The organism is Nonomuraea sp. B19D2 (genome assembly GCF_040137845.1).
In the GTDB taxonomy this organism is placed as follows: domain Bacteria; phylum Actinomycetota; class Actinomycetes; order Streptosporangiales; family Streptosporangiaceae; genus Nonomuraea.
This window is the reverse complement of record NZ_JBEFAK010000011.1, coordinates 196,036-209,726: the sequence shown is the minus strand read 5'-3', so window position 1 is coordinate 209,726 and position 13,691 is coordinate 196,036. Positions and strand designations below refer to the sequence as shown.

Annotated in this window: 12 protein-coding genes; 6 read left to right on the top strand and 6 right to left on the bottom strand. The window is 70.5% G+C overall.

What is annotated here, in order from left to right; translation table 11 throughout:
- Positions 1–328: 328 nt before the first annotated feature.
- Positions 329–1,918 carry a phosphoglycerate dehydrogenase gene (gene serA / locus ABN273_RS22120; RefSeq protein ID WP_349450846.1) on the bottom strand — a complete coding sequence of 530 codons (1,590 nt, stop codon included), beginning with the start codon at positions 1,916–1,918 and terminating at the stop codon, positions 329–331.
- Between the two features lie 235 nt (positions 1,919–2,153).
- Between serA and ABN273_RS22115 the strand changes: the two genes are divergently transcribed.
- Positions 2,154–3,008 (top strand): hypothetical protein, encoded by an 855-nt coding sequence (locus ABN273_RS22115; RefSeq protein ID WP_349450845.1) that lies wholly within the window; start codon positions 2,154–2,156, stop codon positions 3,006–3,008.
- Positions 3,009–3,066: 58 nt separating this feature from the next.
- On the opposite strand, the gene ABN273_RS22110 is transcribed toward ABN273_RS22115, so the two are convergent.
- Genes ABN273_RS22110 through ABN273_RS22100 form a run of 3 tightly spaced genes read right to left on the bottom strand, consistent with a single transcriptional unit; the run spans position 3,067 to position 6,829 of the window.
- A complete protein-coding gene (locus tag ABN273_RS22110; RefSeq protein ID WP_349450844.1) occupies positions 3,067–5,646 on the bottom strand; it encodes an FtsX-like permease family protein in 2,580 nt (859 codons plus the stop codon).
- Positions 5,643–6,323 carry an ABC transporter ATP-binding protein gene (locus ABN273_RS22105; protein WP_349450843.1) on the bottom strand — a complete coding sequence of 227 codons (681 nt, stop codon included), beginning with the start codon at positions 6,321–6,323 and terminating at the stop codon, positions 5,643–5,645. Before ABN273_RS22105 ends, ABN273_RS22110 begins: the two co-directional genes overlap by 4 nt.
- Entirely contained in the window at positions 6,320–6,829 is a 510-nt protein-coding gene (locus tag ABN273_RS22100; protein WP_349450842.1) for a PadR family transcriptional regulator, read from the bottom strand. The genes ABN273_RS22105 and ABN273_RS22100 overlap by 4 nt, the downstream gene beginning before the upstream one ends.
- Before the next feature lie 88 nt (positions 6,830–6,917).
- On the opposite strand from ABN273_RS22100, the gene ABN273_RS22095 reads away from it, so the two are divergent.
- The 3 genes from ABN273_RS22095 (at position 6,918) to ABN273_RS22085 (ending at position 10,045) form a co-directional block, all read left to right on the top strand.
- Positions 6,918–7,469 (top strand): FHA domain-containing protein, encoded by a 552-nt coding sequence (locus tag ABN273_RS22095; protein ID WP_349450841.1) that lies wholly within the window; start codon positions 6,918–6,920, stop codon positions 7,467–7,469.
- 102 nt (positions 7,470–7,571) lie between these two features.
- Positions 7,572–9,116 carry a D-alanyl-D-alanine carboxypeptidase/D-alanyl-D-alanine endopeptidase gene (gene dacB / locus ABN273_RS22090; protein ID WP_349450840.1) on the top strand — a complete coding sequence of 515 codons (1,545 nt, stop codon included), beginning with the start codon at positions 7,572–7,574 and terminating at the stop codon, positions 9,114–9,116.
- A 167-nt stretch (positions 9,117–9,283) separates the two neighbouring features.
- Positions 9,284–10,045, top strand: coding sequence for a CAP domain-containing protein (locus ABN273_RS22085; RefSeq protein ID WP_349450838.1), 762 nt, complete (start codon positions 9,284–9,286; stop codon positions 10,043–10,045).
- A gap of 151 nt (positions 10,046–10,196) precedes the next feature.
- Here ABN273_RS22085 and ABN273_RS22080 read toward each other — a convergent pair whose 3' ends face one another.
- Positions 10,197–10,649: an ABC transporter permease gene (locus ABN273_RS22080; RefSeq protein WP_349450837.1), complete on the bottom strand. Its 453-nt coding sequence runs from the start codon at positions 10,647–10,649 to the stop codon at positions 10,197–10,199.
- A gap of 63 nt (positions 10,650–10,712) precedes the next feature.
- Between ABN273_RS22080 and ABN273_RS22075 the strand changes: the two genes are divergently transcribed.
- Complete coding sequence (locus tag ABN273_RS22075; protein WP_349450836.1) at positions 10,713–11,651, top strand: adenosine deaminase; 939 nt, start codon at positions 10,713–10,715, stop codon at positions 11,649–11,651.
- A 46-nt stretch (positions 11,652–11,697) separates the two neighbouring features.
- Positions 11,698–12,927 (top strand): acyltransferase family protein, encoded by a 1,230-nt coding sequence (locus ABN273_RS22070; RefSeq protein ID WP_349450835.1) that lies wholly within the window; start codon positions 11,698–11,700, stop codon positions 12,925–12,927.
- On the opposite strand, the gene map is transcribed toward ABN273_RS22070, so the two are convergent.
- Positions 12,914–13,681: a type I methionyl aminopeptidase gene (map, locus tag ABN273_RS22065; protein ID WP_349450834.1), complete on the bottom strand. Its 768-nt coding sequence runs from the start codon at positions 13,679–13,681 to the stop codon at positions 12,914–12,916. The two genes, ABN273_RS22070 and map, sit on opposite strands and share 14 nt — an antisense overlap.
- Positions 13,682–13,691 lie beyond the last annotated feature (10 nt).

Sequence of the window (13,691 nt, the reverse complement as noted above, 5' to 3'; positions counted from 1 at the left end):
CGTACATGTGACTCATCTCATTTCGCGAGCGTTCCAGGGGGGACGTCGGACCCCGGTCGCGAATCCGACCGGGCCTGCTCTCGCAGGGTCCGGGTCACGGACCGGGCGAACGGGACTTACTGGCCGACACAACGCCACTCACCGCGGCGAGTCGTCGACCTGCCCTAACAGGCCCCGCCGCGGCAGGTAATAAGTACGAGCACCTGGCGCATTTCCTGCAACAGTACCTCAGCAATCTCGTTGGATGTCCTACTATCTCGCATGCTGAGACGCAAAAGGCCGCCACCCGGAACGATCCGGGTGGCGGCCTCAGGGCCAGAAAGGGCGGTCAGTCCTCCAGGTCCACCGAGCGGCCGCTCTCAGCGCCGATCTCGCTCACGATCTGGTCGATCACGTCGGCCGGGATCGCCGAGTCGACGGTCAGCGCGATGAGCGCCTTGCCGCCCTTGGTGGAGCGGGCCACCTGCATCGAGGCGATGTTGACGCTGTGCTCGCCGAGGAGGCGGCCGACCACGCCGACGATGCCGGGACGGTCGGTGTAGGTGAAGAACGCCAGGTGGGACGTCGGCTCGATCTCCATCTCGTAGCCGTTGACCTCGACGATCTTCGTGATCTGGCGGGGGCCGGAGAGCGTGCCGGAGACCGAGACCTGGCGGCCGTCGCCGAGCAGGCCGCGCACGGTCACCACGTTGCGCCAGTCGGGGCTCTCCGAGCTGGTCACCAGCTCCACGGTGAGACCGCGGTCCTTGGCCAGCAGCGGCGCGTTGACGTACGTGACCTGCTCCTCGATCACGTCGGTGAACACGCCCTTGAGCGCGGCCAGCTCGATCACCCGCACGTCCTCGGAGGCGATCTCGCCGCGCACCTCGACGTCGAGCTTGGTGGCGACCTCGCCGGCCAGCGCGGTGAACACGCGGCCGAGCTTCTCGGCCAGCGGCAGGCCCGGCTTGACGTCCTCGGCCACCACGCCGCCCTGGACGTTGACGGCGTCCGGCACGAACTCGCCCGCGAGCGCCAGCTTCACGCTCCGCGCGACCTGGGTGCCGGCCTTCTCCTGGGCCTCGTGCGTGGAGGCGCCGAGGTGCGGCGTGACGACGACCTGGTCGAGCTCGAACAGCGGGCTGTCGGTGCACGGCTCCTTGGCGAACACGTCGAGACCCGCTCCCGCGACGCGCCCCTCCTTGATCGCCGAGTAGAGCGCGCCCTCGTCCACGATGCCGCCGCGGGCGACGTTGATGATGCGCACCGACGGCTTGACCTGGTGCAGCTCCCTGTCACCGATGAGACCGAGGGTCTCCTTGGACTTGGGCAGGTGGACGGTGATGAAGTCGGCCTGCTTGAGCACCTCTTCCAGGCTGAGCAGCTTGACGCCCATCTGCGCGGCGCGGGCCTGCGGCAGGTAGGGGTCGTAGGCGATCAGCTCGACGCCGAACGGCTGGAGCCGCTGGGCCACCAGCTGGCCGATCTTGCCCAGGCCCAGGATGCCGATGACCTTCTCGTCGAGCTCGACACCCGTGTACTTCGACCGCTTCCACTCCCCGTTCTTCAGCGCGGCGTGGGCCTGGGCCGTGTTGCGCGCGCTGGCCAGGATGAGGGCGACGGTCTGCTCGGCGGCGCTGGTGATGTTGGAGGTCGGCGCGTTGACGACCATGACACCGGCCTTGGTGGCGGCTTCGACGTCGACGTTGTCGAGACCGACCCCGGCGCGGGCGACCACGCGCAGCTTGGGCGCGGCGGCGATGGCCTCGGCGTCGACCTGCGTGGCGGAGCGGACGATCAGGGCGTCCACGTCGGCGAGAGCGGGCAGCAGCTGGGAACGGTCGGCGCCGTCGGTGTGGCGGACCTCGAAATCAGCCCCGAGTACGGCGAGGCCAGCCTCGGACAGCTCTTCTGCGACCAGAACGACGGGCTTGTTCACTGGTGTGGATCCTTAACGGCACGGCGGGCTTGGGGGGACACGGGTCCCCCGGCTGTCCCACAGAGTCTATCCGTCGCTTGTGAACGAGTTCACGAGGCACCCCACCATCTGAGACGGCCCTGGCCCTACCCCTCAGGCGACAAACTCATCCACTCCGCATACATCTTTGTCTTGATCGGGAGATTTATTCGCCATTAGCCTGATAAGCCGTGGCCGAGTACCTAGGGTTCGTCTTATGAGCATCGGGAATCCTGCGCTTGCCGACGTGCTCGCACAGCATGGCACACCGCATCGCCTGCTGAGCGCTGTCGCCGACGGTGGAGTCCTGGTGGCGGTGCGACCAGATCGCTCAGTCGTCCTCGGGACGACGCAGGCCGGTGACCGGGTTCTGCTCGGTTACACCAGCGCCGCCACCTACGCCAGGCACCGCGGTAGTCATTCCCTATCGGCGTGCGACGCCGACACCATCCTGGACATCCAGCGCGTCACCGGCGTGCGGGAGATCGTGATCGACGCGGCCGGACCAGCCGCCGCGGCTGTGCCCATCGACGATCTCCAGCGCTTCCTCACCTCGACGCGCACGGGGCCGACGCCCGTCCTGTCAGGGGCGGTGCCGGCCGCGTACGCGACGGGTGCGATGGCGACCGTGTCACGCGGTGCCGCGCTGGCCCAGGCGGCGCCCCCGACGCCGCACGCGCCCACGCTGCCGTGGGTGCCCGCGCCTCGGCCGCACCTGTCGGGGCCCATGCAGCAGGTGGACCCCGGCTACCGGCGGTGCACCCATCCGATCCTGCCCGCGCTGCGGCAGGCCATCGGACAGCTGCTCATGGACTTCCCGCTCGTGCACCACGTCTGGATCTCCGAGGCGCGTACGGCGTCCGGGGCACCCGGGATCATGCTGCACGTGAAGGTGCACATGTCGGCGGCCGAGGACGTCGTACGCGACCTGCACCGCCTGGTCCGCGCCCGCCTGCCGCAGTTCGCGGCCTCCGGGGCGCCGATCCTCATGGCCAGGGTGGCGGACGCGCGCAGCGAGCGCCGGATGATCGAGATCGGCGCGCACGTGGTGTGCGCCAGCGTCACCGACTGACGCTCAACATGGCGAAACGGGGCCCGGGAGTCCGGGCCCCGTTCGCTGTGCCTTGGGTTCAGGCCATCCTGCGCGCCAGCACCAGCCGCGTCCGCGTGCACAACCCGGCGACGAGCGCGGCCAGCAGTGGCAGCCCCACCACGACCCCGGCCAGGAAGAGCCAGGGAATGGCGATCGTCGTGGACCGTGGAAGATCGTAGACAACGTCGCCGGAGCCGAGGAAGCCCGAGCGAGTCGTCTGCCAGTTCACCGCGACCCCGCTGGCGACCCCCGCGACGAGCCCCACCAGGGCACCGAGGCCGGCGATGTAGGCGGCCTGGGCCGCCACCACGAGCCTGCGGACCCGCGGCGCCCCGCCGACGGCCGAAAGGGTGTCGAGGTCGCGGCGCATATCGGCCGCGGCCAGACCGGTGGCCGCGAACGTGCCGCCGAACACCAGGACCATCGCCGCCCCGAGCAACATCAGCAGCGCCGTGAAACGGTCCCTTTCGGTGCTCTCCTGCACGTGGGCGAAGACATGGTCGCCGACCAGGGTCCTGAGCTCGGTGGTCAGGCGTTGCTCGTCGGGGAAGACGTGGTCCGCGTACAGGATCCGCTCCTTCGCCTTGAGCCCTGCCTGCTTGAGCACCGACTCCGGGATGACCACGGCGACCTGGGAGGGGTCTGCACCGCTCGCTGCCACGGCGGGCACGCGCAGTTCCTTGATCTCCTGGTTGCGTGGCTCATCCCAGTAGTACGCATCCAGCGTGACCACGCCGTCGCGCACCAGGTCGGGGCCGAACGCCACGGCCTTGCCGGCGGCCAGCGCCGCCGCGGCCTGCGGGTCCCGGCGCTTCTGGAGGAAGGCGAGCAGCCGTTCGTCGCCGACCGGCATGGGGTAGAAGCGGTCCCCGGGCTGCCGGCAGTCCAGCGTACAGTCGGTCCGCCAAGAGAGGCTCAGGGTCATGGGACGTCCCTGCGCGTCGGTCGTCTGCAGCCCGCTGACCAGGCTCACTCCGGGCAGCTTCGCCTGGACGGCCTCCTTCACCTTGGCCCACCCCTGATCGTCCACCGCGGTGGGGGCGGCCTGGATCATCGTGGTGTTCAGGGGCAAGTATGAGGCTCGGTCCGCCTCCTGCTGGATGAAGGAGCTGTTCGCGCTGATGCCGATGGCGATCGCCACCGCCGTGGCCGCCATGACGGCCGCGCTGGCGGAGGCCGTACGGACCCGGTGGCGCGAGGCGTCGCGCACGGACAGGCGCAGTGGGAGCGGCAGCCGCCCGGCGAGCCGCCCCGTGGCCTGGACCAGCCACGGCATCAGCGCGACCAGGCCGAAACCGACCACCATCGCGGCCACCACGACGGACAGCGCGTCCCTCCGCACGGCCCACACGCCCGCGGCCACCCCCAGCACCACCAGCACGATTCCGAGGACGGGCCGGCCCGCGCGACCGTGCGTGTCCACTGCGGCGCGCCCGGCCAGCACTTGCACGGGACTCTGCCGGCTCGCCTGGATCGCGGGCACGAGGGCGGCGGTCAGCCCGCTGACCACGCCCAGGACGGCCACGCCGAGCACCTGCCCCCACGGCACGTCCACGGGGCCGTGCATCCAGTCCAGCCGGCGGGCCGCGTACGACTCCACCAGCAGCCCGGCACCGATGCCGAGGGCGGCGCCGAGCAGGGCCGCCGCGCCGCCGAGCACCAGGCCGTCGGCCAGCACGATCGCCTTGAGCTGGCGCCCCGAGCCGCCCTGCGCGGCGATCACGGCGAGCTCCCTGCGCCTGCGCCGCAACCCGACGGCGAAGGCGGGCCCCGCGAGCAGGACGGTCTCCGTCACGATGAGCACGACGGCGACGCCCAGCTGGACCAACCCGTGCGGGTCCGGCAGCCCGGAATCGTCGAAGTCGGAGCCCTCGATCACGGCGCGGGAGCTGACGGACAGGCCCGCCTGGTTGAGTCTCTCCACGTCCGACCAATGGACCGGGGCGGCGGTGTCGATGAGCCAGCCGCTGCTGTTGCCGTCGTTCTGGTGCGGGAGCAGCCCTTCCGGCAGGGCGACCATCTCGCGCAGGCCAGGCCGGTTAGGGTGCTCGACGACCCCCACCACGCGCACGGTACGGTCAGGCCGCCACACCTTGATCGTGTCGCCGATCCGGACACCCCTGTCGATCATCTCGGGCGACACCGCCACCTCGCCGGGCGCGGCGGCGAACCTGCCCTCGACCAGGCGGCGCATCCCCTGGGTCAGCGGGTCGCGCATGTCGGCCTCGAAAACGTCGGCCTGGTCGTAGCCGTCCGCGAAGCGGGCCTCGACGACGTTGGACTGCCAGCGGAGCATGCGTCCCTGGAGCAGGGTGCCGATCTCGGCGGGCGTCCACGGCCGTTCGGAGCGCCGCGCGGGGGGCTGGTTGGCCACCTCTCCGTCCGCGCGCTGCTCGACGGGGGTGCGGAACGGGAGTGTGACGATGCGGGCGTCGGCCGTCCCCAGCGTCGAGTCCAGCTTGTCACGCAGGGTGATGCTTGTGGTGGCCCCGCCGGTGAGGACCGCCGTGATGACCAGGACGGGGAGGCCGATCATCACCATGATCAGCGCGGTGCGGCCCTTGAAACGCAGGGCGTCCCTGCGGGAGATGCGCAGCGCGGCGCGGAACGCGCTCATCTGGCGCTCTCCAGCCGCACGGCGTTCGACTCCACGATCAGGCCGTCACGCAGGTAGACCACCCGGTCGGCCCAGGCCGCGTAGCGCGGCTCGTGGGTGACGAGCAGCACCGCGGCGCCCTCGTCGCAGCGGGTGCGCAGCAGCTGCAGGATCTCGTCGCCGGTGGCGGTGTCGAGCGCGCCGGTCGGCTCGTCGGCCAGCAGCAGCAGCCGCTCGCCTGCCAGCGCCCTGGCGATGGCCACGCGCTGGCGCTGCCCGCCGGACAGCTCCTCGGGGAAGCGGTCGGCGACCTCCCCGGCCCCCACCTCGGCGAGTACGGCCAGCGCCTCCGTACGTGCCCGCCCGGACCGTACGCCGTCGAGCTCCCTGGGCAGCATCACGTTCTCGGCGGCCGTGAGGGACGGGATCAGGTTCAGGTCCTGGAAGACGTAGCCGACGCTGCCGCGCCTGAGCCTGGCCAGGTCCTTCACCGTGGTGAGGTCCCGGCCCTCGATCGTCACGGTCCCCGAGGTGGGCCGGTCGAGGCCGCCCGCCACGTTGAGCAGGGTCGACTTGCCCGAGCCCGACGGGCCCATGACCGCGACCAGCTCCCCCGCCGACACCTCCAGGCTCACCCCTTTCAGGGCGTGCACCTGGCCGTGCTCGCGGGTGACGTCCCGCAAACTCACCACAGTCATGACGTCTTCTCCTTGGAAACGGCCTCGCAGTGGTCCAGCCAGCGCTGCTCCGCCTCGGCCTTGAAAATCAACGAATCGAGGACCAGCCGCTGGGCCATCCCGCCGGTCGCGGCCCGCTTGGCCCTGATGAGCTCCTGCAGTCCTCGCATGGTGGCCACGCGCTGGGTCTGGATGACCTCGGCCACGTCCACGCCACCGGCCACCGCCATCGCGATCTTGATGGCCAGCTCGTCCCGAGGCCGGTCGGTCTGGGCGACGGGGGTGCTGAACCATCGCTCCAGCTCCTCCCGACCGGCCTCGGTGATCGTGTAGACCGCGCGGCCCTGCTCGTCGGCGCCCCCTGGCGCCACCAGGCCATCGCGCTCAAGGCGGGACAGCGTCGTGTAGACCTGGCCGATGTTCAGCGGCCAGGTCGCCCCCGTGGACGCCTCGAACTCCACCCTCAGCTGGTAGCCGTAACGCGGTCCGCTGCTCAGCAACGCGAGCAGTCCGTGTCTGATCGACATAGATACTGAGTATGCATACTGAGTATGCCCTCGGCAACTGATTCGCGTTTTCTGGACAGCGAGCATCCTTCAGTCGGATACTCGCTACATGAGTTCCACGCATCCGCCCTTTCGCGCGTCCGACGGGGAACGCGACCGCGCGATCGAGGAGCTCAAATACCGCGCCGTGGAGGGCCGGATCTCGCACGACACGTTCGTGGGCCGGGTGGACCAGGCGCTGCGCGCACAGAACCGGCACGAGCTCGACGAGCTGGTCGCGGACCTGCCGCGACGGCCTTCGCTCCGGCAGCGGCTGACCGACGCCGTCGCCTCGGTCTCCGAGTTCACCACCCGGTTGCAGTCCGCGTGGCGGCGCCCCCGGCTGCCCCGGCTGGCGCTGCCCGATGACGACCGGCTGCGTTACGTGGTGGGGCGGGGGTCGGCGTGCGACCTCGTGCTGTCGGATCTGACGGTGTCCCGGGTCCACGCCGAGCTGCGGCGCGAGGGCGACGGCGGGTGGATGCTGGTGGACCTGGGCTCGCTCAACGGCACCCGGCTCAACGGGTGGCGGCTGGTGGGTCCCGCGCGGGTGCGGTCGGGCGACGAGATCTCGTTCGGCGACTGCGGCTTCCTGCTGACCTCGGGCCAGCCCTCCCTCTGACGTCGCGCCCCCGCAGGCCCGATAAATACGGATATTTGCGGATTACATCAGGGCTGGGGTGATTCATGCTCTCATGCGATCCCCCAGTCACTTGGAGACCCCATGCGGCGCACCTCAGCATCCCTCGTCGCGGGCGCGCTCGTCGCGGCCCTCGCGTGGGCGCCCAGCTCCTCCTCCACTGCCGTCGCCCTGGAGCCCTCCGCGGGCGTGGCCGACCTGACCCAGGACATCAACAAGATCCTCAGCGACTCCCGGCTCACGATCGCGAGGGCAGGCGTCGTCGTCAAGAGCGCGGCCACCGGCGAGGAACTGTACGCCACGGACGCCGGCAAGCTCCTCACCCCCGCGTCCAACACGAAGCTGTTCACCTCCGCCGCGGCCGCGGAGACGCTCGGGCTCGACCACCGCTTCCCCACCACCGTGCTGAGCGCCGGCCGCAAGGTCGGCTCGGTGCTGACCGGCGACCTGGTGCTGCGCGGCACCGGCGACCCGACCATGCTGGCCGAGGACTACGACGCGCTGGCCGCCAAGGTGGCCGCCGCGGGCGTCAAGGTCGTCACGGGCAGGCTGGTGGCCGACGACACCTGGTTCGACTCGCAGCGGCTCGGCAACGACTGGTCGTGGGGCGACGAGACCGCCTACTACGCGGCGCCCATCTCGGCGCTGACCGCCTCCCCCGACAGGGACTACGACGCCGGCTCGGTGATCGTGTCCGTGGCGGCCGACGGTGACAAGGCCAAGGTGTCCACCACGCCGGAGACCGGTTACCTGAAGATCGTCAACAGGGCCACCGTGGGCTCCGAGACCGATGTGCTCATCGAGCGGCAGCACGGCACGCGTACCGTCGTGGTCACCGGCACGGTGAAGGACCCGTACCAGGAGTGGGTGGCCGTGGACGACGCCACGGCGTACGTCTCCTCGCTGTTCCGCGGCGCGCTGGCCAAGCACGGCGTCAGGGTGCTCGGGCCGACCGTCACGGGCGCGGCCCCCGACGGGGCCGCGGAGCTGGCCGAGCACGAGTCGATGACGCTGGGCGAGCTGCTGGTGCCGTTCATGAAGCTGAGCAACAACATCCACGCCGAGATCCTCACCAAAGCCATGGGACGCAAGGTCGCGAACCTGGGCACGTGGCCGGCCGGCCTCAAGGTCAGCACCGACTTCGCCAAGGCCAACGGGGTGCAGGTGATCAACATGCGGGACGGCTCCGGGCTGTCGCGCCGCGACGGCTTCTCGCCGGGCTCGATCGTGCAGCTGCTGACGGCCGTGCGGAGCAAGCCGTGGTTCAAGACCTGGTACGAGTCGCTGCCCATCGCGGGCAACGCCGAGCGCTTCGTCGGCGGCACCCTGCGCAGCCGGATGCGCAACACGCCGGCCGCGAACAACGTCCACGCCAAGACGGGCTCGCTGACCGGGGTCACGTCGCTGTCCGGGTACGTCACGAGCGCCGAGGGCGAGCCGCTGATCTTCTCGATCATGCTGAACCAGTACCTGTCGTCCTCGCCCAAGGACATCGAGGACAAGATCGCCATCCGGCTCGCCCAGTTCTCGCGCGCGAACCCGACCGCGGACGCCGTGCAGCTCCGCGCCACGGACCAGGGCGCGGCGGGCGACCTCGAATGCTCCTGGCTCAAGCCCGCGCAGTGCTAGTGATTCTTTGAGACCGCGGCGGCCCGCCGACGTTCAGGGGGCCGCTGCGGTTTACCGGAAGGCAAACTTGGAGCTCCAGGATGGATGCGAAATTTCCATACATAGCCGACGCTGGAGCGCCAGAATTCGGGTTCGACGCTGTGTCGAACCCTGAACCGGAGGACAGAATGCGCAGACTGCTCCAGGCACTCACCTGCCTAGGGAGTCTGGCGGCATTGTGCCTCCCCGTGCCCGCCGCGCAGGCGGCGGCCTCGTCGGCGTGCCGCGTGCTCGCGGCCGAGCCGGTCGCGACCAAGGGCGTGGTACGCGGGACCGCCACCAGGACGGGCTGCACGGACCAGGCCCGGCTGAGGGTACGGATCATGGTCGTCGTGCCGGGCGCCGACCGGGTCGTCAAGAGCGGCTCGAAGGTCATCGGCACCGGGCGGGTGACGGCGGGCGTACAGTGCTCCGCCACCCCGCGCAGCTATTACGTGGTCGCGACCGACGCACAGGGGCACACCAGGCAGTCGCGCCCGGTGAAGCTGTCGTGCGCGTCGGGCGGCGGCTTCGCCGCCGCGGTCGAGGAGGAGGCCGTCCGGCTCACCAACGAGGCCAGGGCGAAGAAGGGCTGCCGTCCCCTCGTCCACGACCCCAAGTTGCACCTGGCCGCCGAGCGCCATTCGGCGGACATGGGAGCCCGCAACCGCCTCACGCACGACTCCAGCAACGGGCGCACGTTCGACCAGCGCATCAAGGCGGTCGGCTTCTCGGCCAGCGCGATCGCCGAGAACATCGCCCAGGGCCATCCCACCGCCCGCGCCGTGGTGAACGCCTGGCTCAAGAGCCCGGGACATCGGGCGAACATGCTGAACTGCTCCTTCACCCACATCGGTGTCGGGCACCACACCAAAGGACCCTCCTGGACCCAGGTCTTCGCCGCCCACTAGAGCCAACCACCCGCCAGAGCCAAGGGAGCGTCGGGCCTCCACCGGCCACACCCGAGCCGGTTTCCCACCGCACGCCCAATGCGCTCCCTTCCGAGCGGGCCCGGCCGCGCCTCCCCCCGCACTCAGGACCGCGGCCGGGCCCGCACCCCCGTCAGGGGCGGGTGCGGGCGTCCGAGAAGCGGGCCAGGACGAGCGACTCGACCACGCCCACGACCGCGTACGCCAGGATGGACACGGCCGTGACCACCACGATGTCCGCCCACACCTCGTCATACCTGAAGCCGCCGATGGCCCGCAGGATCTCGGCGCCGATCCCCCGCCCGGTGGCCAGCCACTCGGCGATGAGCGCACCGATGATGGAGGCGGGCACGGAGATCCGGGCCGAGGCGAAGACCGAGGGCATCGCCGTCGGCACGGCCACCTTGCGCAGGACGGTCATGCGGGTCCCGCCGTACGCCATGATCAGGTCGGTGGCCTGCGGCGAGGCGGACCGCAGCCCGAAGGCGATGTTCACCAGCGCGGGGAAGAACACGACGATGCCGCCGATGACGGCCACGCCCAGCACGTCCCGGCCGAAGATCAGCGTGATGTTATGCCAGCTCAAAGGCTGAGACTTCAGAGGTTCGCACGATACTCCCACCATGCGGGGTCCGGTTTACTCGTTGTCATGCGTCCCAAAGCAGAGCTCCATCTGCACATCGAAGGCACCCTCGAGCCCGAGCTCGTCGTCGAGCTGGCCAGGCGTAACCGGATCGACCTGCCGACCTTCGACGTGGACGCCATCCGCGCCCGCTACTCCTTCACCGATCTGCAGTCGTTCCTGGACGTCTACTACGAGCACATGGCGGTCCTGCGTACCGAGGAGGACTTCTACGACCTCGCCGCCGCCTACCTGCGGCGGGCCCGCGAGCAGGGGGTGCGGCACGCGGAGATCTTCTTCGACCCGCAGGCGCACCTGAGCAGGGGCGTGCCGCTGGAGGTGGTGTTCGGCGGGCTGTCGGCGGCGTTGAAGGACGGCGACGTGTCGGCCGCGCTCATCCTGTGCTTCCTGCGCGACCGCGGCGCGGAGGAGGCCGAGCAGGTGCTGCGGGCCGCCCTGCCGTACCGGGACTCCTTCATCGGGGTGGGGCTGGACTCGGCGGAGGTGGGCTATCCGCCGTCGCTGTTCCGGCGGGTGTTCGACATCGCGGCCGGCGAGGGGCTGCGGCGGGTGGCCCACGCGGGCGAGGAGGGCGGCCCCGACTACGTGTGGGAGGCGCTGGACGTGCTGCGCGTGGAGCGGGTGGACCACGGGATCAGGGCGATGGAGGATCCGCAGCTCGTGGCCAGGCTGCGGGAGGAGCGGATCCCGCTGACCGTGTGCCCGCTGTCGAACGTGCGGCTGCGCGCCGTGCCGTCCCTGCGCGACCACATCCTGCCCGCGATGCTGGACGAGGGCCTCGTCGTGACCGTCAACTCGGACGACCCCGCTTACTTCGGCGGATATGTGGAGGACAACTACGTGGCGCTGCAGCGGGAGCTGGGGATGACCGACGAGCAGCTCGACCGGATCGCCCAGAACTCCTTCGACGCCTCTTTCGCCTACGACGAGACGACCATGGCGTAGGCCCCGCCGGGGCATCACACTGGTGCGTGTCACGGGGAGGCCGATCATGACCGCATCTACCGGGCCGTCGCAGCAGGCGGCCCCAGAACGCCGCCCGGAGCTCGACGCCATGCGCGCTCTCGTGGTGGTCGGGCTGGTGTTCTTCCACGCGTCGCTGGTGTTCGACACGAGGGACGACTACTACGTCAAGAACGCCGAGACGACGCAGATCACGTTCTTCATCGCGGCACTCTGCGTGATCTGGGCGATGCCGCTGCTCTTCCTCATCGCCGGGCTGGGGTCGTGGCACTCGATGCGCCGCCGCGGCCCCGGCGGGTTCGCCGTGGAGCGATTATTGCGGCTGGGGGTGCCGCTGGTCTTCGCCACGGCCACGATCATGCCGGTGCCCCAGTGGCTGCGGCTGCGGGCCGATCCCGCCTACCACGAGTCCTACCTGGCGTTCCTGCCGAAGTTCTATGCCGTGCGGGTCGATCTGAGCAACTTTCCCTTCATCCTGCGAGGAACGTACTTCGAGACCGGCCACCTGTGGTTCGTGGTGCTCCTGCTGACGTTCTCGCTGCTGCTCGCGGCGGTGGCGCACTGGACGCCGCCTGCCCTCGAGTGGCCCGCCGCCCTCTCCCGGCCGCGCGGCGGGCTGCTGGTGCTCGGGCTGCCGATCGCGCTGGTCTGCGCGTTCGTGGGGCTGGAGGAGTCGTTCAGCGGCTGGAGCCGGTGGGCGTTCCTGCTGTTCTTCCTGTACGGGTACTTCTTCGTGAGCGAGCCCCGATTCCGCGCGGCGATACGGCGTGACTGGGTGCCCGCCGCGGCCGTGGGCGTCGCACTGATGGCGGTGGGGGTGCCCGGCTTCGTCATCGCGGGCGACGCGCCCGGCGCGGACCCGTTCACGGACATGACCCCGCTCGCGATCGGCGCCCGCGCCCTGTACGGCCTGGCCGGGTGGTGCTGGCTGGTCGCGATACTCGGCGCCCTCGACCGGCCGCGCTCCCCCTCAGGCTCCCTTGACCGGCCGAGCCCGCCCTCCGCCGGCGCCGGGAAACCGCCGCGCCGGCTGTACGCCTACCTGTCCTCCGCCGTGCTCCCCCTGTACGTGCTGCACCAGCCGATCGTCGTGGCGGTGGCCTACTTCGTGGTGGGCTGGAAGGCGCCGATCCTGGTCGAATACCTGGTGATCGTGGCGATCTCCCTCGTCCTGACCGTGGGCGTCTACGACCTGCTGGTGCGGCGTACCAGGGTGACCAGGTTCCTGTTCGGGATGCGGGAGCCTACGGCAAGGTGAGGATGACCGGGCCGTCCGCGGTGATCGCGACCGTGTGCTCGACGTGCACGCTCCTGCTGTCGTCGCCCGAGCACACCGACCAGCCGTCCTCGGCCATGTAGTAGTCGTCGTCACCCCCGGCCATCAGGCTGGGCTCGATCGCGATCACCAGCCCCGGCCGCAGCCGCAGGCCGCGGCCCGCGGTGGCCTCGTTGGGCACGAACGGCGACTCGTGCATGGCCCGCCCGATGCCGTGGCCGCCGAAGTCGTTCTGCATGCCGTACCCCGCGCCGCGCCCGACCGTGGACATGGCGTGGCCGATGTCGCCCATCCGGCCGCCGGGCACGGCCGCCGCGATGCCCGCCGCCAGCGTCTCCTCCGCCACCCTGATCAGCTTGAGGTCCTCCTCGCGCGGGTGCCCGACGGTGAAGCTGACCGTGCCGTCGGCATGCCAGCCGTCGATGATCGCGCCGCAGTCGATGCTGATCAGGTCGCCGTCACGCAGCCGGGACGTGGTCGGCAGGCCGTGCAGCATGACCCCGTTCACGGAGGTGCAGATCACCCCCGGGTACGGCGTCGCACCGAACGACGGGTGATATCCCAGGAACGACGCCCCCGCGCCGGCGTCCTCGATGACCGTCCTGGCCACCTCGTCGAGCTGCTGCAACGACACCCCGACCGCGGCCTGCTCCCGCACCGCGGCATGGACCGCGGCGACGACCCTGCCCGCTTCGCGCATCGCGTCTATCTCACCGGCCGACTTGAGCTCGATCACGACTCCTCCT

Bases quoted from the DNA above. Each gene is read 5' to 3' on its own strand.
- ABN273_RS22115 (WP_349450845.1), top strand. From the start codon at position 2,154: ATGAGCATCGGGAATCCTGCGCTTGCCGACGTGCTCGCACAGCATGGC.
- ABN273_RS22085 (WP_349450838.1), top strand. From the start codon at position 9,284: ATGCGCAGACTGCTCCAGGCACTCACCTGCCTAGGGAGTCTGGCGGCA.
- ABN273_RS22075 (WP_349450836.1), top strand. From the start codon at position 10,713: ATGCGTCCCAAAGCAGAGCTCCATCTGCACATCGAAGGCACCCTCGAG.
- ABN273_RS22095 (WP_349450841.1), top strand. From the start codon at position 6,918: ATGAGTTCCACGCATCCGCCCTTTCGCGCGTCCGACGGGGAACGCGAC.
- ABN273_RS22070 (WP_349450835.1), top strand. From the start codon at position 11,698: ATGACCGCATCTACCGGGCCGTCGCAGCAGGCGGCCCCAGAACGCCGC.
- dacB (WP_349450840.1), top strand. From the start codon at position 7,572: ATGCGGCGCACCTCAGCATCCCTCGTCGCGGGCGCGCTCGTCGCGGCC.
- ABN273_RS22110 (WP_349450844.1), bottom strand. From the start codon at position 5,646: ATGAGCGCGTTCCGCGCCGCGCTGCGCATCTCCCGCAGGGACGCCCTG.
- ABN273_RS22100 (WP_349450842.1), bottom strand. From the start codon at position 6,829: ATGTCGATCAGACACGGACTGCTCGCGTTGCTGAGCAGCGGACCGCGT.
- ABN273_RS22105 (WP_349450843.1), bottom strand. From the start codon at position 6,323: ATGACTGTGGTGAGTTTGCGGGACGTCACCCGCGAGCACGGCCAGGTG.